Annotated in this window: 18 protein-coding genes; 7 read left to right on the top strand and 11 right to left on the bottom strand. The window is 61.8% G+C overall.

Annotation, left to right across the window (positions count from 1 at the left end):
* Positions 1 to 102 precede the first annotated feature (102 nt).
* The 5 genes from GWQ44_RS16960 (at position 103) to GWQ44_RS16940 (ending at position 2,804) form a co-directional block, all read left to right on the top strand.
* Entirely contained in the window at positions 103 to 816 is a 714-nt protein-coding gene (locus GWQ44_RS16960) for an FKBP-type peptidyl-prolyl cis-trans isomerase (RefSeq protein ID WP_016963891.1), read from the top strand.
* A gap of 292 nt (positions 817 to 1,108) precedes the next feature.
* Complete coding sequence (locus GWQ44_RS16955; RefSeq protein ID WP_016963890.1) at positions 1,109 to 1,564, top strand: YkvA family protein; 456 nt, start codon at positions 1,109 to 1,111, stop codon at positions 1,562 to 1,564.
* Positions 1,565 to 1,677: 113 nt separating this feature from the next.
* Entirely contained in the window at positions 1,678 to 2,019 is a 342-nt protein-coding gene (locus GWQ44_RS16950) for a helix-turn-helix transcriptional regulator (RefSeq protein WP_047305658.1), read from the top strand.
* Positions 2,016 to 2,387 (top strand): hypothetical protein, encoded by a 372-nt coding sequence (locus GWQ44_RS16945; protein WP_003179080.1) that lies wholly within the window; start codon positions 2,016 to 2,018, stop codon positions 2,385 to 2,387. Before GWQ44_RS16950 ends, GWQ44_RS16945 begins: the two co-directional genes overlap by 4 nt.
* Positions 2,388 to 2,804: a sel1 repeat family protein gene (locus GWQ44_RS16940; RefSeq protein ID WP_253128086.1), complete on the top strand. Its 417-nt coding sequence runs from the start codon at positions 2,388 to 2,390 to the stop codon at positions 2,802 to 2,804. It begins immediately after the preceding gene.
* Here the strand turns inward: GWQ44_RS16940 and GWQ44_RS16935 are convergent.
* Both GWQ44_RS16935 and GWQ44_RS16930 read right to left on the bottom strand, forming a co-directional pair.
* Positions 2,755 to 4,581, bottom strand: a complete 1,827-nt coding sequence (locus GWQ44_RS16935) for a bifunctional diguanylate cyclase/phosphodiesterase (protein WP_275927841.1) — start codon at positions 4,579 to 4,581, stop codon at positions 2,755 to 2,757. The two genes, GWQ44_RS16940 and GWQ44_RS16935, sit on opposite strands and share 50 nt — an antisense overlap.
* Before the next feature lie 134 nt (positions 4,582 to 4,715).
* Positions 4,716 to 6,800: a carboxy terminal-processing peptidase gene (locus tag GWQ44_RS16930; protein WP_177435187.1), complete on the bottom strand. Its 2,085-nt coding sequence runs from the start codon at positions 6,798 to 6,800 to the stop codon at positions 4,716 to 4,718.
* 138 nt (positions 6,801 to 6,938) lie between these two features.
* On the opposite strand from GWQ44_RS16930, the gene GWQ44_RS16925 reads away from it, so the two are divergent.
* A complete protein-coding gene (locus GWQ44_RS16925) occupies positions 6,939 to 7,901 on the top strand; it encodes an NAD(P)H-quinone oxidoreductase (RefSeq protein WP_103739890.1) in 963 nt (320 codons plus the stop codon).
* 92 nt (positions 7,902 to 7,993) lie between these two features.
* Here GWQ44_RS16925 and GWQ44_RS16920 read toward each other — a convergent pair whose 3' ends face one another.
* The 6 genes from GWQ44_RS16920 to GWQ44_RS16895 form a co-directional block, all read right to left on the bottom strand.
* Positions 7,994 to 8,647, bottom strand: a complete 654-nt coding sequence (locus GWQ44_RS16920; protein WP_047305598.1) for an HAD family hydrolase — start codon at positions 8,645 to 8,647, stop codon at positions 7,994 to 7,996.
* Between the two features lie 40 nt (positions 8,648 to 8,687).
* Positions 8,688 to 9,677, bottom strand: a complete 990-nt coding sequence (locus GWQ44_RS16915) for an ABC transporter ATP-binding protein (protein ID WP_016963884.1) — start codon at positions 9,675 to 9,677, stop codon at positions 8,688 to 8,690.
* Complete coding sequence (locus GWQ44_RS16910) at positions 9,674 to 10,474, bottom strand: ABC transporter permease (RefSeq protein WP_275927840.1); 801 nt, start codon at positions 10,472 to 10,474, stop codon at positions 9,674 to 9,676. Before GWQ44_RS16910 ends, GWQ44_RS16915 begins: the two co-directional genes overlap by 4 nt.
* Positions 10,461 to 11,306, bottom strand: coding sequence for an ABC transporter permease subunit (locus GWQ44_RS16905; RefSeq protein WP_275927839.1), 846 nt, complete (start codon positions 11,304 to 11,306; stop codon positions 10,461 to 10,463). Before GWQ44_RS16905 ends, GWQ44_RS16910 begins: the two co-directional genes overlap by 14 nt.
* On the bottom strand, positions 11,303 to 12,109 hold the full coding sequence (locus GWQ44_RS16900) for an alkaline phosphatase family protein (protein WP_016963881.1): 807 nt from the start codon (positions 12,107 to 12,109) through the stop codon (positions 11,303 to 11,305). The genes GWQ44_RS16905 and GWQ44_RS16900 overlap by 4 nt, the downstream gene beginning before the upstream one ends.
* 136 nt (positions 12,110 to 12,245) lie before the next feature.
* A complete protein-coding gene (locus tag GWQ44_RS16895) occupies positions 12,246 to 13,313 on the bottom strand; it encodes an ABC transporter substrate-binding protein (RefSeq protein WP_275927838.1) in 1,068 nt (355 codons plus the stop codon).
* Between the two features lie 363 nt (positions 13,314 to 13,676).
* Here GWQ44_RS16895 and GWQ44_RS16890 point away from each other — a divergent pair, with 363 nt between their 5' ends.
* Positions 13,677 to 14,390 (top strand): UTRA domain-containing protein, encoded by a 714-nt coding sequence (locus GWQ44_RS16890; RefSeq protein ID WP_275927837.1) that lies wholly within the window; start codon positions 13,677 to 13,679, stop codon positions 14,388 to 14,390.
* Between the two features lie 39 nt (positions 14,391 to 14,429).
* Here GWQ44_RS16890 and GWQ44_RS16885 read toward each other — a convergent pair whose 3' ends face one another.
* The 3 genes from GWQ44_RS16885 to GWQ44_RS16875 all read right to left on the bottom strand — a co-directional run bounded on the left by GWQ44_RS16885 (position 14,430) and on the right by GWQ44_RS16875 (position 18,243).
* Positions 14,430 to 16,586 (bottom strand): mechanosensitive ion channel domain-containing protein, encoded by a 2,157-nt coding sequence (locus GWQ44_RS16885; protein WP_047305594.1) that lies wholly within the window; start codon positions 16,584 to 16,586, stop codon positions 14,430 to 14,432.
* A 79-nt stretch (positions 16,587 to 16,665) separates the two neighbouring features.
* Positions 16,666 to 16,872, bottom strand: coding sequence for a hypothetical protein (locus GWQ44_RS16880; RefSeq protein ID WP_016963878.1), 207 nt, complete (start codon positions 16,870 to 16,872; stop codon positions 16,666 to 16,668).
* An 81-nt stretch (positions 16,873 to 16,953) separates the two neighbouring features.
* Entirely contained in the window at positions 16,954 to 18,243 is a 1,290-nt protein-coding gene (locus tag GWQ44_RS16875) for a M18 family aminopeptidase (RefSeq protein ID WP_016963877.1), read from the bottom strand.
* Positions 18,244 to 18,323: the final 80 nt, after the last annotated feature.

Below are 18,323 nucleotides of genomic sequence, written 5' to 3'. Positions count from 1 at the left end.
CGGACATTTACTACTCTTACGCCGGTAGCCATTGGTCGTGGTCGCCTGATAAGCTCGCGGCTTTATTCGATTGCCCTTTAGGCGCATGAACAAGGAAATAGCATGAAACAGCATCGGTTGGCGGCGGCGGTGGCCCTGGTTAGCCTGGTACTTGCGGGTTGTGATTCGCAGACCAGCGTAGAGCTGAAAACCCCGGCGCAAAAAGCTTCCTACGGTATCGGCCTGAACATGGGCAAGAGCCTGGCTCAGGAAGGCATGGATGACCTGGATTCCAAAGCCGTAGCCCAGGGCATCGAAGATGCCGTCGGCAAGAAAGAACAGAAGCTGAAGGACGAAGAACTGGTCGAGGCCTTTGCCGCGCTGCAAAAGCGTGCCGAAGAGCGCATGGCCAAGATGAGCGAAGAGTCGGCGGCTGCCGGCAAGAAATTCCTCGAAGAAAACGGCAAGAAAGCCGGTGTGACCACCACCGCTTCCGGCCTGCAGTACGAAGTGTTGAAGAAGGCCGACGGCGCTCAGCCAAAGCCGACTGACGTGGTGACCGTTCACTACACCGGTACGTTGACCAACGGCACCGTGTTCGACAGCTCGGTAGAGCGTGGCAGCCCGATCGACCTGCCGGTCAGCGGCGTGATCCCGGGTTGGGTTGAAGGCCTGCAACTGATGCACGTGGGTGAGAAGTACAAGTTGTATATCCCTAGCGATCTGGCTTACGGCGCACAAAGCCCAAGCCCGTCGATCCCGGCCAACTCGGTGCTGGTATTCGAGTTGGAACTGCTGGGGATCAAGGATCCAGCCAAGCAGGACGCCGCCAAGTAACCTGTCTTTGCGCCTGAAGCGACGCCCCGTTTTTACGGGGCGTTGTCGTTTCTGCAAGGCGCATCTGGCAATCAATGCGAACCAGCGGCATGGTCAGCGGTCAGAACAGGGTGTCAGTTGCGGCTAGTCGTTGAAGGCTGCCAAGTCAATGAAATTATGGGTTTTTTTATGTGAGTAAAAAACGCCCGATCTGAGCTCAGCCCTTGTGAAACGGGGCTTTCAGCCGTGAAAAATAGCTCTGTTCACAAGGTTATCCACAATTTGTGTGGATAACATTTCACTGGGAGTGATGATGAAAGCACCCTGGAACTTTGCTCGCTTCCTGCCTTTGGCGGGTCGATTGCTGAGCCGTGGTCGGTTGCCGACGCTATTGTTTGCTGTCGCCAGCAAGGGGGCCCTTCAGGGAGGGCGCTTGGGCAAGGTCAAGGAGGACCTGCGCCTGCTCCAGGCGTTGTGTCTGGCTTACTGGCGAGGCGAATATCGAGCCATCAGCTCCAAGTCCTTGTTGTCGGTGGTGGCGGGGCTGATGTATTTCCTCAGTCCGGTGGATGCGATTCCGGATTTCATTCCGCTGTTCGGCATGCTCGACGACATTGCCGTGCTGGCCTGGCTGATGAAGACCCTGGATGACGAACTCAGCGCCTTCCGCGCTTGGCGTGGCCGTCAGCGCCCGGAAAAACTGGCGCTAGTCGAGCGGCTGCCGGCTACCCCTGAGCAATTGCTGCTAGAGGGGCCGCAGAAAAACTAGGGCATTCACCGGCTCCCACAACAATCATGCTCCCCGCGACCGCAGCCGCTGTTAGGATTACACTTCAAAGGAAAAGTCCGACTCGATAAGTGTCGTTGTCCTACGGGGTAGTAATGGATATTCAGATTATTGAACGCGATGGCGAGCCCGAATACGCGGTTCTGCCGTGGGCTCAGTATCAAGCTTTATTGACAGCCGCAGGCCTCACCGAACCACTATCGCAAGCTGGCGCTACGTCTCAGGCAGCGCCGCCGCCCCAGAGTCTTCCGGGGTTGGATCAATTACGCAATCTGCGCGAAGGGAAGGGCATCGCCATCGAGGCGCTGGCCCGCAAAGTAGGTATCAGCCCGTCTTACCTGGCCCTGATTGAAAGTGGCGAGCGTCAACCCGACGCTGCGATTCGCCGCAGCCTGGCCTGGGAATTGACGGTGCCGGGGTGGAGGGAGCAATCGTGAGTGTAAGGATCAGTCGTCAGCACTGGGATGGGCTGTTGGGTGAGCTGGATCAAGCCCGTCGTCAACGTCACCTTTTAACCTATCGTGCGCTGCTGGAGCGATTGCAACTGCCCAGCCCGGCGATGCAGACCTTGACGGCCGCCCTGGAGCACCTGGCGGCCCTGGATGCCCGGGCCGAACAGCCACTGCGCAGCTCGTTGGTGATCAGCCAGGGAGCCAGTCGTTTGCCGCGTACCGGATTCTTCGAATGTGTTGAGCGCCTGGGGCGTTTTTCCGGGCCTTCCGATGGAGTGGCTGCCGCTTCCTGGCACGCTTCGGAAGTGGTGCGCGTGTTCGAGTACGAGTACCCCGAATCAGCGGAGGCCTGAATGTTCCTGCCACTCAAGGTGCGACTCGGTTATTGGCTGGCGCGCCGCTTGTTCCATTGGCCCTGGTTTATCCGTCAACCCCGTATCTGGCGTTGGATGGAAGGGCAATTCGCACGTATGGCCAATCTAGGTAATGTCGGTGCGCAGAGTTTCTATGGGCACATCCTGACCTTTCGCGGGCAAGGGCTTGGCGCGCGTGAGGAAGGTCAGCGCCTGTTGCGTCTGGCGGCATTGGCGGGTGATGGCAAAGCGGCCTATCAGCTCGGTGTGATCAGCCTTGCCGGCTCGCCCAGCAAGGCTCCCGATGCGGCCGAGGCTGCCCGTTGGTGGCGGCTCTCGGCGCAGGCCGGTCATCCTCTCGCGGAGCTCAAACTGATGCAGCTCGATCAATCGGCTGATCCTGCAGCGGCTCTTTGAGAGGATGGGCTCCCAGGCTGGCTGCGGCTTCCAGGCTGTCGATTACGTGGATGCTGTAGCCCTGGACGTTCTTGGCGTGATGCTTGGCCTGGGAGGCCAGTTCCGCCAGCTGACTGGAGTCCAGTTGTCCACAGGCCTCTGAATACAGATGCACCACGCCGATGGACAGCGATAACAGGGGAAACTCCTGGCGCACGCCCTGGCGGTTGGGTGCTACAAAACAGCCGGCTTCCAGGTGTTCGCTGCGGTAGAAGCGCCGGCACTGACTGTGAAAGTCGTCCAGCAGCTGATTCAGACGCCTGCGCCAGTCTTCCGGGCCCAGCACCAGCAAGAAATCATCGCCGCCGATATGCCCGACAAAGTCGCGGCTGGGATCGACCCGATCATTCAGGCACTGAGCCAGGCACAGCAGCACTTCATCGCCACGGCCGTAGCCGTAGATATCGTTGAAGGGCTTGAAGCTGTCGATGTCCACGTAGCAGATCACCGATTCCCGCCCCTGCTGCAGCAAGCGCGTCAGGCACTGCTGGATGGGCACGTTGCCCGGCAGCAGGGTCAGCGGGTTGGCGTAGCGGGCCTGCTGGATTTTCAGCTCGGTGATCAGCTTGAGTACGTCGATGACCCGCCCCAGTCCCAAGTACTGGCCGTTGAGGGTGATGATGAAGTCTTCCTCGATGCGTTGCCGCGCGCGACTGGTGATCAGGCGGCTGACCTGTTGCAAGGATTGGCTGAGTTCGACGGCGAGGAAATCGTCGTTCATCAGGCGACTGATGGGCTTGCGGGCAAACAGGTCGGTGGCGAAGGGTTTGAGCAGGGCGTCCGAGAGCGAGTGGCGATGAACGATCCCGCAGGGCTGGCCCTGCTCGTCAAGAACCGCCAGGGAATTGAGGTTGGCTTGCCGGCGAAAGGCTTCCAGGACGTTGGCCGTTGGGGTATTGCGAGCGACCGCCGGTTGCTCGTTGAGCAGGGCGCTGAGGTCGCTGCCTTCATCGTTGAGCGCCACGCTGGTGTTGTCGTGTTTGGGCATCATGGTCCGCGCATCGCGGGGCGGCTGCTCCTGCGGTCGGCACAGCAAGTAGCCCTGGACCAGATCGACCCCCATCTCGGTGAGCACCGCCAGTTCCTCGAGCATCTCGATGCCTTCGGCGATGACCTGGGCGCGGGAGGCCTTGGCAATCTGCAGGATCGAACCGACAAACTCGCGTTTGAGCGCGTCCTGATGGATGCCATCGATGAAGTGTCGATCGATCTTCACGTAATCCGGTCGCAACTCGGACCACAGGCGCAGGCTTGAATAGCCGGCGCCAAGGTCGTCCAGGGCGATGGAAAACCCCATGTCGCGGTAGTGATGCAGAGCATTCTGCAGCAGCTGAAAGTCGTCGATGGGCGTCTGCTCGGTGAGTTCGATCACCACCTGGCTTGGCGGGATGCCGAAGTCCTGCAGCAGCTGCAGGGTGCGTCCGGGCTGGTGGGCCGCTTCCAGCAGGGATTCGGGGGAGACGTTGAGAAACAGTTTGCCGGGCAGTTGCTGCTCGCTGAAGCGTTTGCAGGCGCTGTGGCGGCAGGCGATCTCCAGTTCGCTCAGGCGGCCGGCCTGGCGCGCCACCGCGAACAGGGCGACTGGGGAGTGCAGGGGGCTGTTGGAGGGGCCGCGACTCAGGGCCTCGTAACCCAGGATGCGCCGCTCGGAAAGGCTGATGATCGGTTGGAACAGGCTGTGCAAACCGCTTTGAGCCAGGATTGAACTCAATGCACTGAGCTGTTCGGTCGTGGTCATGGCGATCTCTGTCGATAAAAAAAGGACCGGGCGCCGCTCCAGTTCAAGAGCGGCGCCCGGTCCTTTATTTCACGACAGAATGATGACTGTTTAATGACGATCCGGGGAGCGATCGAATTAAATTGCCATCATCTTCAGTGCTTGGCCACCGAGGTGTTGAGCTTCAGATAGTCCAGCAGAATGCGCCCGGTTTCACTCAGGTAGGCGTCATCTTCCGGCTTGGTCTTGTCCGGCTCGGCAGCAGCCAGTGCGTCTTCGTCCTCTTTCTTCAGCTCTTTGAGCGGCTCTTCGCCCTTGGCCTTGCGACGGGCGTTTTCCAGGGCCAGTTGCTTGGCTTCGATATCGGCATGTTGTGCGCGACGCTCGGCTTCGTTGAGGCTGACGGTCTTTTCCGCCATCAGTTTCTGTGCCAGGGCCAGTTTGTCGCGGATGAACACGAACTCCGGATCTTTCGCCGAACGGCTTTCGTGTTCGGCCTTGAGCTGGGCCAGGAACGGTTTGAACGGGTCGACGGCGGGCTTGATGGCCGGGCGAATGGTGTCCCATGGCATGGCTTCAGGCAGGGCGCTCTCGCCGATTTCCTTGGTGTCGATGATCGATGGGTAACCGATATCCGGCAGCACGCCCTGATGCTGGGTGCTCTGTCCGGAAACCCGGTAGAACTTGGCCAGGGTCAGCTTCAGCTCGCCGTGGTTCAGTGGCTGAATGGTCTGCACCGTGCCTTTGCCGAAGGTCTGGCCACCGATGATCAGCGCGCGGTGGTAGTCCTGCATGGCGCCGGCGAAAATCTCCGAAGCCGAGGCCGAGAGGCGGTTGACCAACAGCGCCATCGGGCCCTTGTAGAAGGCACCGGGGTTTTCGTCTTCCAGCACATCGACACGACCATCGGCGTTGCGGACCAGTACGGTCGGGCCCTTGTCGATGAACAGGCTGGTCAGTTCGGTGGCTTCCTGCAGAGAGCCGCCACCGTTGTTGCGCAGGTCGATGACCACACCGTCAACCTTGTCTTTCTGCAACTCGGTCAGCAGTTTCTTCACGTCGCGGGTGGTGCTCTTGTAGTCCGGATCACCGGCGCGGAACGCCTTGAAGTCCAGGTAGAAGGCCGGGATTTCGATCACTCCGAGCTTGTAGTCCTTGCCGTCCTGCTTGAGGTTGAGGATCGACTTCTTCACCGCCTGGTCTTCGAGCTTCACCGCTTCGCGGGTGATGGGCACGATCTTGCTGGTCTGGTCGTTTGGCGCATTGCTCGCCGGAATCACTTCCAGGCGCACCAGGGTGCCTTTCGGCCCGCGGATCAGCTTGACCACTTCGTCCAGGCGCCAGCCCACCACGTCGACCATTTCCTTGTCGCCCTGGGCAACGCCGATGATCTTGTCCGCGGGGGCTACTTGCTTGGTCTTGTCCGCCGGGCCTGCTGGCACCAGGCGCACGACCTTGACTTGGTCGTTGTCGCTCTGCAACACGGCGCCGATGCCTTCCAGCGACAGGCTCATGTTGATGTCGAAGTTTTCCGCATTATCCGGCGACAGATAATTGGTGTGCGGGTCGTAGGACATGGCGAAGGTGTTGATGTAGGCCTGGAAGATATCTTCGGCCCGGGTCTGGTCCAGGCGCGCCAGTTGGTTCTTGTAGCGCTTGGTCAGGGTTTCCTGGATCTGCTTGGGATCCTTGCCGGCGATCTTCATCCGCAGCACTTCGTCCTTGACGCGTTTGCGCCACAGGTCGTCGAGTTCTGCGGTGGTCTTGAGCCAAGGAGCATCCTTGCGATCGATCAGCAAGGTTTCCTTGGTGGTGAAGTCGATCTTGTCGACGCCCTTGTTGAGTTCGGCCAGGGCGAAGTCCAGACGCGCTTTGACCCGGTCCAGATAACGCTTGTAGATGGTGAACCCGGCGTTCAGGTCGCCGCTCTTGAGGAAGTCGTCAAACTGGGTTTTCCATTTGTCGAATTCCGCAATATCGCTGGCCAGAAAGTAGCTGCGCGAGGGATCCAGCAGCTTCAGGTAGCTGTCATAGATGATCACCGAGCGCGCATCGTCCAGCGGCGGTTTGCTGTAATGGTGGCGTTTGAGCAGTTCTACAACATTGAGGCTGGCAATTACCTCATCGCGATCGGGCTGAAGGTTGTCCCAGCTATTGGCTGCGAACGTATTGGTCGACATCGGCAGTAAGCCGAAACCAATGAAAAGGGCGAGGGCGGTGCTGGGGAACAAATGCTTCATGCTGATTCGACGCGGGGGCAATTGATAACGCATATTAGGCCGTCTTTGAAGTCGCCGGTTCCATAAAGGCCGGTCGCATAATGCAAAAAGCCCGGTGCTACCGCTCCGGGCTCAGTCCAGACTCACTATGGAGGCACTGTGAAAGCATTGCAAGGCGTTGAAGGTCATGTGGAGTGGGTTGAAGAGCCAAGTCCTGCCTGTGATGTAGGGCAAGTTCGCATTCGGGTGGCGGCCGCGGGGCTCAATCGTGCCGATCTGCTGCAGCGAGCCGGACTCTATCCGCCGCCTCCAGGGGCCAGCCCGATCCTGGGCCTGGAGTGCTCCGGGATTATCAGCGAAGTGGGCCCGGGTTCGTCCTGGCAGGTCGGCGATCGTGTCTGCGCGCTGCTGGCCGGGGGCGGCATGGCCGAGGAAGTGGTGGTGGATGCACGCCATGTGCTGCCGGCGCCGGAAGGGCTGTCCCTGGTCGAGGCGGCGGCATTGCCCGAGGTCTATGCCACGGCCTGGCTCAATCTGTTCCAACTGGCGGCGCTCAAGCCCGGAGAGAAGGTGCTGTTGCACGCCGGGGCCAGTGGTGTCGGTTCGGCCGCCATTCAACTGTGCAAGGCGTTCGGCAATCCGTGCTGGGTCAGTGTCGGTTCCGCCGATCGCCTGGCCTATTGCGAAAGCCTGGGCGCCCAGGGCGGCGTGGTGCGTACCGATGGCCTGGAAGCGCTGCGGGACTTTGGCCCGTTCGACGTCGTCCTTGATCCGGTAGGCGCCAATTACGCGGCCAACAACCTCAAGTTGCTGGCCGTGGATGGGCGCTGGGTATTGATTGGCCTGATGGGCGGGCGCGAAGCGCAGCTGGACCTGGCCCAGGTGCTGGCCAAACGCATCCAGTTGCTGGGCTCGACCCTGCGCAGCCGCAATGAACAGTTCAAGGCCGACCTGCTGAGCGACCTCGGGCAGAATGTCTGGCCGCTGTTCACTGAAGGACGTTTGAGCCCGCAGTTGGCCAAGACCTTCCCGATTCAGGACGCAGAAGCCGCCTTTGCCGAGCTGGCGACCAACCAGGTGTCGGGCAAGCTGGTGCTGGTGATCGACCCCAGCCTGAACTGAGCCCTGTAGAAGCTGACCTGCCGGCGAAGAGGATTCAGTTCGCTGGCAAGCCAGCTCCTACACAAGCCAGCACCGGGGTTCTCGGGGACGGGTCACTTCCAGTGGTGGATCAGCCAGCCGGCCTTTTCTGCGTGTTCACGCAATACCGGGTCGGGGTTCACCACGCGCGGATGATCCACTCGCAACAGCAACGGCAGGTCGTTGCGCGAGTCGGAGTAGAAGGTCGCGCCCTCCAGGTTTTCTTCCTCGGCATCCAGCCATTCCAGCAGACGGGTGATCTTGCCTTCGCGGTAGGTCAGGGTGCCAACGGTGCGGCCGCTGTAGACCCCATGCTGCACCTCCAGCTCGATGCCCAGCACTTCGTCGATGCCCAGGCGGGCCGCAATCGGTTTCACCAGATGGGTGCCCGAGGCCGAGATCACCAGGATCCGGTCGCCGGCCTGGCGATGGGCGGCAATGGCCTTGCAGGCATCACTGAAGATGATCGGCTCGATCACCTCTTCGACCCAGGGCTCGACCAGGTGCGCGACTTCTTCCGGGGTACGTCCGGTCATGGGCTCCAGGCTGAAGTCCATGAACTCCTCCATGGCCAGCTTGCCGTGGCTGTAGGCGTCCATCAGTTCATGGTTGCGACGCATGAACGACTCGCTGTCGACCCAGCCCAGGCGGCCCATCTGTTCGCTCCAGAGGGTGGCGCAGTCGCCGTGAATCAGGGTTTCGTCCAGATCAAAAATTGCCAAGGCCATCAGTGCCGCTCTCTCTTGAGGATCAATTGCGTGAATGCCATCAGGCTACCTCACACAGGGCTGTCGGATCGATGCTCAATGCCAGACGCTGGCCGTCTGCATGAAGGTCATCGGCCGAACGATTGAGTACATCCACCACCAGTTCCACGCCACGGGCTTCGATCCGATAACGGATCACATTGCCCAGCAGGCTGTGACTGCGTACCAGGGCCTCCAGTTGCCCTTCCTTGCGCAGCTCGATGGCTTCCGGACGAATGGCGATGCGCCCGCTGACCGGCCGTTGCAGCAGCTTGCTGGCGCTCTCGGCGGACAGCAGGTTGTAGTTGCCGATAAAGCCCGCGGCGAAGGCATCCACGGGAGCGGTGTAGAGAGTTTCGGCGTCGCCGCTCTGGACGATCTTGCCCTGGTTCATCAGGAAGATCCGGTCGGACATGGTCAGCGCTTCTTCCTGGTCGTGGGTGACGAAGATGGTCGTCAGGCCCAGTTCCCGCTGGATATTGCGGATCTGTTCGCGCAGGTGCTTGCGGATCCGCGCATCCAGGGCCGACAGCGGTTCGTCCAGCAACAGCAGGCGCGGCCGGGTCACCAGGGAGCGGGCCAGGGCCACGCGCTGGCACTGGCCGCCGGATAGCTGGTGCGGGTAGCGGCTGGCGTAGTCGTTGAGCTCTACCAGTTGCAGGGCCTCCTGCACGCGCTTGTGGCTGTCGTCGGCGTTGACCTTCTGCATGCGCAGGCCGAAGGCGACGTTCTGTTCCACCGTCATATTGGGAAACAGCGCATAGCTCTGGAACACCATGCCGATCCCGCGTTTCTGCGGGCTCAGGGGCACGATGTCCTGGCCGTCGAGGAGGATCTTGCCGCCGTCCACCGGGGTCAGTCCGGCGATGCAGCGCAGCAGGGTGGACTTGCCGCAGCCGGACGGGCCGAGCAGGGTGACGAACTCACCTTTCTGGATCTCGCAATTGATGTCGCTGAACACCGTGGTGCCGGCGTAGTGCTTTTGCAGGTGTTGGACGCTGACGAAGCTCATTGGCTTTTGTCCTTGTTCAAGATGTTGGCGGCCCAGGTCAGAACCAGCACAAAGAAGAAGTAGGAAATCACCAGGGCGCTGGTGAAGTGGCCGCTGCTGTTGCGCATGTTGTTCAGGTAGACCTGCAGGGTTTCATAGCGGGTGCCCACCAGGATGTTGGCGAACACGAACTCGCCGAACAGGAACGAAAACGACAGCAACAGCGCCACCATCAGGCCCTTGCGCAGGTTCGGCAGGACCACCAGGAAGGCCGCCTGCCAGGTGCTGGCGCCGAGCAGTTGGGCGGCGTCCATCAGGTCCCGCAGGTTGATTGCCTGCAAATTGTTGGTGATGGCCCGGTACATGAACGGCAGCGCCACGGTGAAGTAGCAGCCGATGAGGATCCAGGGCGTGCCGACCATGGCCAAGGGCCCCGAGCCATAGAGTTGCAGCAGGCCCACCGAAGACACCACCGGCGGCACCGCGAAGGGCAGCAGGATCAGGATGTTCATCAGCGCATCGAGCCTGGGGAAGTGGTAGTGCACCACGAACAGCAACGGCAGGATCAGCACCACCGACAGCATCAGCGCGCCGACGCACACCAGCAGCGACTGGCCGAAGGCATTGAGAAAGCGCGGGTCGCTCCACAGCTGCAGGTACCACTTGAAGGTCAAGCCGCTGGGCAGGATGGTGGCCGACCAACTGCTGGCGATGGAATAGACAAAGGTCCCCAGCAGCGGCAGCAGCAGGATGGCGAACAACAGGTAGACCACCACCCGGTGGTAGAGCGCGGCGGAGCCGGGTTCAGCGCGAGACATGGTAGCTCCTCTTCAACAGCAGCTGATGGACGATGGTCACCAGGGTCATCAGGGCCACCAGCACCACGGCCAGGGCGCTGGCCATGTTCGGATCCAGGGAGATGTCCCCGGAAACCATGGCGGCGATACGGATCGGCAGCACGTTGAAGTTGCCGGTGGTCAGGGCATAGACCGTGGCATAGGCGCCCAGGGCATTGGCCAGCAGGATGACGAAGGTGCCGAGCAATGCCGGGGTCAGCACCGGCAGGCCGATATGTCGCCAGAACTGCCAGCCATTGGCCCCCAGCAGCGCGGCGGATTCACGCCAGTCTTCGCGCAGGGCATCAAAGGCCGGGTACAGCAGCAGCACCCCCAGGGGAATCTGGAAGTAGGTGTAGAGAATGATCAGCCCGGTCTTGGAGTACAGGTTGAAGTCCTGAATGATCCCCGACTGCTTGAGCATGATGGTGATGGTGCCGTTGAAGCCCAGAAGAATGATGAAGGCAAAGGCCAGGGGCACGCCGGCGAAGTTGCTGGTCATGTTGGCGAAGGCGTTGACGAAGTTGCGCAGCTTGGAGTCCACCCGGCGCAAGGAGTAACTGCCCAGCACCGCAATGATGATGCCGAACACGCTGGACCAGAAACTGATCTCCAGGCTGTACTGGATGGCCTGCAGGTAGAACTTCGAACTGAAGATCTTGTTGAAGTTGGCCAGGCCCCAGCCGAACTCTTCCGACTGCAGGCTGTTGATCAGCACCCACACCAGCGGGGCGATCTGGAACACGATGAAAAACAGAGCAAAGGGCACCAGGCACAGGGCCGCCAGCCATTTGCCGCGGGTGACTGAATTCACTGCAGCAGCTCCCGGCAGAAAGGTTTGTCATGGGCCACGCCCAGCAGTTGGCAGACCGTGCCGCACAGCTCGGTCTGTTTCGGCATGGCACCCGGATCGAGACTGAAGGCATCGCCGAGCACGAACAGCGGGACTTCCCGCTCCTCGGCCAGCAGGCCGTTGTGCGAGCGGTCGTTGTTCATGCCGTGGTCGGCCGTCACCAGCACCTGGTAGCCGGCGTCGAGCCAGCCTTGCAGGTAGTCGGCGAGGATGATGTCCGCCGAGCGCGCGCTGTTGCGGTACTGCGAACTGTCCAGGCCGTGCTTGTGCCCGGCATCGTCGATGTTCATCGGGTGCACCAGGAGCAGGTTCGGCTGGTAGCTCAGCCGCAGGTGCTCCGCATCGGCGAACAGGTGAGAGTCGGGGTAGTGATCGTTCCAGTAGAAGTGGCCGTACTGGATCGGCAGGTCCGGGTTGGCGGTATGGCGGTCCCGCGGAGCGTTGAACGGCGAGCGGTTGTACAGCTCGCTGACCCAGTGATAGGCCGCGGCAGCGGTGGTCAGGCCAGCATCGCGGGCGTAGTGGAACAGGCTGCGCTGGGTGGACAGGCGCGACACCTGGTTGTGCACGATGCCGCTGTCGATCGGTGCCACACCGGTGAGGATGCATTCGTACAGGGGCCGGGACAGGGCCGGCAACTCGCATTGCAACTTGTACAGGGCGGCGCGGCCTGCGCCGACGTAGGCCTGCAAGTGCCCCATGGCGTGGCGGGCGACTTCGTGGTTGAGGCCGTCGAGCACCACAAGGATGACGTTGTGCTTCATGAACGGGGAAACTCCGGGATCAGGCAGCGCATGGAACCTGCAGGAGCGGCCGGGCGGCACTGCGTTTGCCGGCGAAGGCGTCTGCACCTTGGTGCAGGCCTGCGCCGGCAAGCCGGCTCCTACGACTGATGCAGCGTTACGGCATGTTGATGATCACTTCTTCCTGCCACTTCTGCGGCAGGGCCTTGGAGGTTTTCTCCCAGGCGTCGGCGTCCTTGATCGGAGTCACGTGCTTGTACTGCTCGTTGGGCAGCAGGTTGGCCTGCACGTCCGCCGGCAGGGTCAGGTGCTCGGCGCGGATCGGCCGCGCGTTGCCGCGGGCCAGGTTGGTCTGGCCGGCATCGCTGAAGATGTATTCGCGGGTCAGCTTGGCGGCGTTGGGGTGCTTGGCGTACTTGTTGATGATGGTGGTGTAGCCGGAAATCACCGAGCCATCGGAGGGGATCAGCACTTCGTAGTCGTCCTTGTTGACCATCTTGTTGCGGTAGCTCAGGCCGTTGAAGTCCCAGACCACGCCGACTTCCACTTCACCCTTTTCCATGGTGGCGATGGTCGGGTTGGCCAGGGACAGGCGACCCTGCTTGGCGATCTCGGCGAACATCAGCAGCGCCGGCTGGATGTTCTTCTCGTTGCCGCCCTTGGCGATGGCGGCAGCCAGTACGCCGTTGGCGGCCTGGGCTGCGGTGCTCACGTCACCGATGGACACCTTGTACTTGCCCTTTTCCAGATCGGCCCAGCTCTTGGGAGCTTCGGAACCGTGCAGCAGCTTCTTGTTGATGATGAAGGCGATGGTGCCGGTGTAGGCCAGCGCCCAGTTGCCGTCCTTGTCCTTGGCCCAATCCGGGACCTGGGCCCAGGTGCTCGGCTTGTAAGGCTGGGCCACGCCCTGCTTGACCGCGATCGGGCCGAAGGCTGCGCCCACGTCGCCGATGTCGGCGCTGGCGTTGTCTTTCTCGGCAGCGAACTTGGCGATCTCCTGGGCCGAGCTCATGTCGGTGTCGATGTGCTTGAGGCCGTAGGTTTTCGCCAGGTCCTCCCAGGTGCCTTTCCAGTTGGCCCAGTCATCGGGCATGCCGACGCTGTTGACCGCGCCTTCTGCTTTCGCAGCGGCTTCCAGGGTTTTCAAATCGTTGTCAGCAGCCATGGCGGCGGTGCACAGGGCAATGGTCGAGCCTAACAGTGATGCCAGGAAAAGCTGTTTCATCCGAAGCTCCTTTGGGCGTGTTCAACGCTGCGTTGTTATCGACGGTCTTGCGGTGGGTTGGTCTAGGTCAGCAATACCTGAGCCAATTTAGGCGTGTTGGATGACACTTTGATGTCGGTGCCAACGGTCGGCGCATGGATTCGGGCGCAGGTCCGGCGCTGCGAAATAAGCGTAGACCATGGCCAAACACCCGTTCTGCAAGGTTCTGGCGGGCAATTTGCAGGTTCGCCGAGGGCCCGCTCGGCGGCTTTGTCATCTCTCAGTCATATGCATTGCCTAGGCTTTGGACACGGCTGCAGAGCGCTGTCCCGACCACTGCGCTGCCCTGAAACAGTGCTGGTCTAGTCCAGATAGGTAACGTTGATGCGTATTGATACAACCAAAGCGGTGACAGCCATCGGCCAGGTCCTGCAGGAGCAGATCGCCCACGGTCTGTTGGCACCCGGCAGCAAGCTGCCGGCCGAGCGCAAGCTCAGCGAGTTGTTCGCCACCACCCGCATCACCGTGCGCGAGGCCTTGCTGCAATTGGAGGCCCAGGGGCAGATCTACCGCGAGGAGCGCCGGGGCTGGTTCGTTTCGCCGCCGCGGCTGGCCTACAACCTGATGCAGCGCAGTCACTTCCACGCCATGGTCAGTGCCCAGGGGCGAGTGCCTTCCACTGAGGTGATCTCGGCGCGCCTGCAACCGGCGTCGGCGGCGGTCTGCGCCTGGCTGCAATTACCGGCGCTGTCCAGCGTGATCCAGATCTGCCGGGCGCGGCGCATCGATGAGCGGCTGGTGCTGTATGTCGAGCACTACCTGAACCCCAAGTACTTTCCACACATTCTCGACCTGGATTTGAACCAGTCGATCACCGAGCTCTATGCCCGGCATTACGACCTGCATTACGGGCGGGTGCGCTTCGAGATCGTGCCCACCTCATTGCAGCCGGAAGCGGCGGCGGCCTTGAAGGTGTCGGTGGGCAGCCCCGGGCTGCGCATCGCCCGGGTCAACTACGACCAGCATGAGCGGCTGATCGATTGTGATCTGGAGTTCTGGCGGCATGATGCGATTCATGTCGGTGTCGACGTTCTTTAGAGGCCAGTGCCGTTCGCCGGCAAGCCGGCTCCTTCAGGGTCATTGTTTTTCCGGGGCGCTGCCGGGGGTGATCACCTGGATGCTCATGCGCGGGGTGGCCAGGTCCAGTCCGGCTTCGTCCAGGTGACGCTTGAGGGACAGGTTGAACGCTCGGGACACTTCCCATTGCTTGATCGGCGCGGTCTTGAAACGGGCCCGTAGGATGGCGCTGCCGGACTCGAAGCTTTCCACGCCCTGAATCTCCAGCGGAGACCAGATGTTGCGTCGCTGCAAGGGATCGGTACGCATCTTCTGGCCGACATCGCGCATCAGCTTGATCGCATCGTCGATTTCCATGTTGTAGGGGATCGCCACGCGGAAGATCGCGTAGCCGAACTCCCGGGAGTAGTTCTTGATGCTCTTGATTTCGCTGAACGGGATGGTGTGCACGATGCCGTCGATGTCCCGCAGGCGCACGGTGCGGATGGTCAGGCCCTCGACGGTGCCGAGGTGGCCGCCGACATCCACGTAGTCGTCGATGGCCAGGGAGTCCTCGATGATGATGAACAGGCCGGTGATCAGGTCCGCCACCAGCGACTGGGCGCCGAAACCGATGGCCAGGCCGATGACGCCGGCACCGGCCAGCAGCGGCGTGACGTTCATGCCCATGTTGGCCAGGGCGACGATGGTGGCAATGATGAAGATCGCCACGAACAGCACGTTGCGGATCAGCGGCATCATGGTTTGCGCGCGGGCATTGGCCAGGCCCTTGCGCGAGCGAGTCAGGGCGTGATGCACCGCGGTGTCGCTCAAGATCCAGATCAGCCAGGCGAAGATCAGGGTGCCGGCGAGGCTGAACAGCTTGACGCTGACTTCATGGCCGTCGCCTTCGGTGAAGCGGATCAGCGACATGCCCCAGACCCGCAGGCCCAGTTCGATGAACGCCAGCCATACCGCCAGGTGGGCCAGGGTATAGAAGAAGCTTTTCAGTCGTTCGGAATACAGCGCATGGCGTTTGTGTCCGCGTTGCGGCTTGAGCGCATGGCGCCGCACCAGGCCGTTGATCACCATGCACAGCACCAGCAGCACCGTGCACAGCAGCGACTGACGCAGGGCGGTGCTGGTGTCGCCGGCGGAGACGAAGGTGGCGAACAGTGAAATGCCCACCAGCACCAGGGCCGGCAGATACCAGAAGGTGCCGATGATTTCGATGGTGTCGCTCAGGGCCCGACGCGTCAGGCGCCGGGACAGTGGCTGGTTGCGGATCAGGTGGGCGATTGGCCGGCGGAAGCGCAGGATGAACACCCCGGTGGACAGCGCCGCCATCACATTGGCGAAGGTTGCCGCAGTATGGGCCAGGTGCTGGCCGAGGCTGGCCACCATGCGCGGGTCGCTCAGGGCCTCGCCGAAAGCGGCGAAGCTGCCGATCCACCACAGCGGGCGGAAGGCCTGGCGGCGCAGGATGTACAGCGCGCGATGGCGGTGCGGGCCATCGAGCACGGAAAACGCCACCACACAGATCGCCGAGAAGCAGGTGCCCACCACCAGCGCGTAGGCCAGGACCATGGCCAGGTCCTTGCCCAGGGAGGAGGGCAGGGAATAGGTCAGGTACACGGTGATCAGCAGGGCGATCAGCCAGGGGCCGAGCTTGCGCAGGGCGAAACGCAGCAAGTCCCAGGTCTTGGGGTGCTGGGGCAGTTCGTCGGTGAGGCCAAAACGCAGGCGCACCCGGTGGCTGAGCCAGATCAAGGCCGCCGCCAACAGGCTCCAGACCATGAGGATCAAGGCAAAGGCAAAGATGATCGGCAGCCATTGGCTGGCCGGCAGCATCAGTGCCGAAAGCTCCTCCTTGGCCTGGTCGAACTCGTCGGACCAGCGGGTCACCGGGCTGTCGGCGCCGGAGAATTGTTTTTCCAGGTTCGACAAGGTGCCGCCGATCAGACCGAGCACGCCTTCTTCGGGAGTGGGTTGGGCTTTTTTCGTGGCGTCCCGCAGCTTCTTCAGGTCCGCCAGCAGCTTGGCTCGCTGCTGGTCGTTCTCCAGGGACTTGATCACCTCATCCAGGGATTGCCCCAAGGGTTCCTCGGCCTGGGGCTGCGCCTTGGTCTGGTTGCCCAGCAGGCCGGGCAGGCCCACCGCCTGAGCGCTGCTCAGCGGCAGCAGGGTCAGCAGGCAGACAAGTACATAGCAGGGCAGGGCGAAAAGACGAGCAAACACTGGGCGGTCAACCTCGCAGGCAAACGGATCGACCGAGTGTACGAGGCCACCAAATTCAATGCGAGGGCAGGCGCTGCATTTATTCAGCGAGCTTGGCCAGGATCTTGTAGACCACGGTGCCGAGAATCAGCAGCATGCCGACCCACATGCTGAACACCCCGAGGTTCTTGTCCCGGAAGTTGAAGCCGATGGCCAACAGGATCATGCCCGTGAGAATCGGGATGAGCATGGAATGGAACGAAGACATCGAGATCATGGCGACGGCCTTGTCAGAAAAGGTACTCATGAGTCTAGGTCGCTTTGTCGCGACCTGGGTTGATGTGCATCAGAAGCCGGCGGGCGTGGAGGTCCACGCCCGCCGCTTGCCTCATGGCAGTTCGCGGCTGGCGTAGAAGGCGCTCAGCACCTTCACCAGGTGGGCCAGGTCATGGCTGCCGCACAGTTCGCGGATCGAATGCATGGCGAAGGTCGGCAGGCCGATATCCACGGTGCGCACCCCCAGGTGGCTGGCGGTGATCGGGCCGATGGTCGAGCCGCAGCCCATGTCGCTGCGCACCACGAAGCTCTGCACCGGCACTTCTTCGGCCATGCACAGGTGACGGAAGAAACCGGCGGTTTCGCTGTTGGTGGCGTAACGCTGATTGCTGTTGACCTTGATCACCGGGCCGGCATTGAGTTTTGGGCCGTGGTTGGCGTCGTGCTTGTCGGCGTAGTTGGGGTGCACGCCGTGGGCGTTGTCGGCGGACACCAGCAGCGATTTCTGGATGGTGCGCACGAACTCGTCGCCTTCGGGCAGCAGGCGGCGCAAGGTCTGTTCGAGCATCGGACCGTCGGCGCCGCAGGCCGAGCAGGAGCCGACTTCCTCGTGGTCGTTGCACACCAGCACGCAGGTTTCTTCGCTGTCGGCGTTCAACAGGGCCTGCAGTCCGGCGTAGCAGGACAGCAGGTTGTCCAGGCGCGCACCGGCAATGAAATCACCGTGCAGGCCGATTACCGCAGCGCTCTGGGTGTCGTAGAAACTCAACTCGTAGTCCAGCACCACGTCGGCGTTCAGGCCGTGTTCCCGAGCCAACTGGTCGGTGAGTACCGCACGGAAATCCACGCGCTCGTCGCCAGCGAACTGGGCCAGGATCGGCGGCAGTTCATTCTGCGCATTGATCGCCCAGCCCTGGTTGGCTTCGCGGTTGAGGTGAATGGCCAGGTTGGGAATGATCGCGATCGGCGCCTTGAAATCGATCAGTTGGCTTTCCACCTTGCCGTCGCGGCGGAAGGTCACGCGGCCGGCCAGGGACAGATCACGATCGAACCAGGGAGCCAGCAGCGCACCGCCATAGACTTCCACGCCCAGCTGCCAGAAGCCCTGGCGCTGCAGCTCCGGCTGGGGCTTGACCCGCAGGCACGGACTGTCGGTGTGCGCGCCCACCAGGCGGATGCCGCCTTGCAACGGCGAGTGCCGCCCCAGCTTGAAGGCGACGATGGAGGAGTCGTTACGGGTGACGTAGTAGCGACCGTTGGCCTCGGTGGTCCATGGCTCGCGCTCGTCGAGGCGTTGATAACCGGCCGCTTCCAGACGTTGAACAAGGCTGGCAGTGGCATGGAAAGGGGTAGGGGAGGCCTTGAGGAAGTCGATCAGGCCTTGGTTCAACTCTTCGCGCATAAATAGCTCCAGACAGCAGTGGCGCGAGTTTAACGTATAGCCGGACGCTGTAGGAGCCGGCTTGCCGGCGAAGCGGCTGT

The sequence above is a fragment of the Pseudomonas sp. 3MA1 genome (genome assembly GCF_029237275.1).
In the GTDB taxonomy this organism is placed as follows: Bacteria; Pseudomonadota; Gammaproteobacteria; order Pseudomonadales; family Pseudomonadaceae; genus Aquipseudomonas; species Aquipseudomonas fluorescens_AP.
The sequence above is the reverse complement of the archived record's forward strand: the minus strand, read 5'-3'. Positions and strand labels throughout refer to the sequence as shown.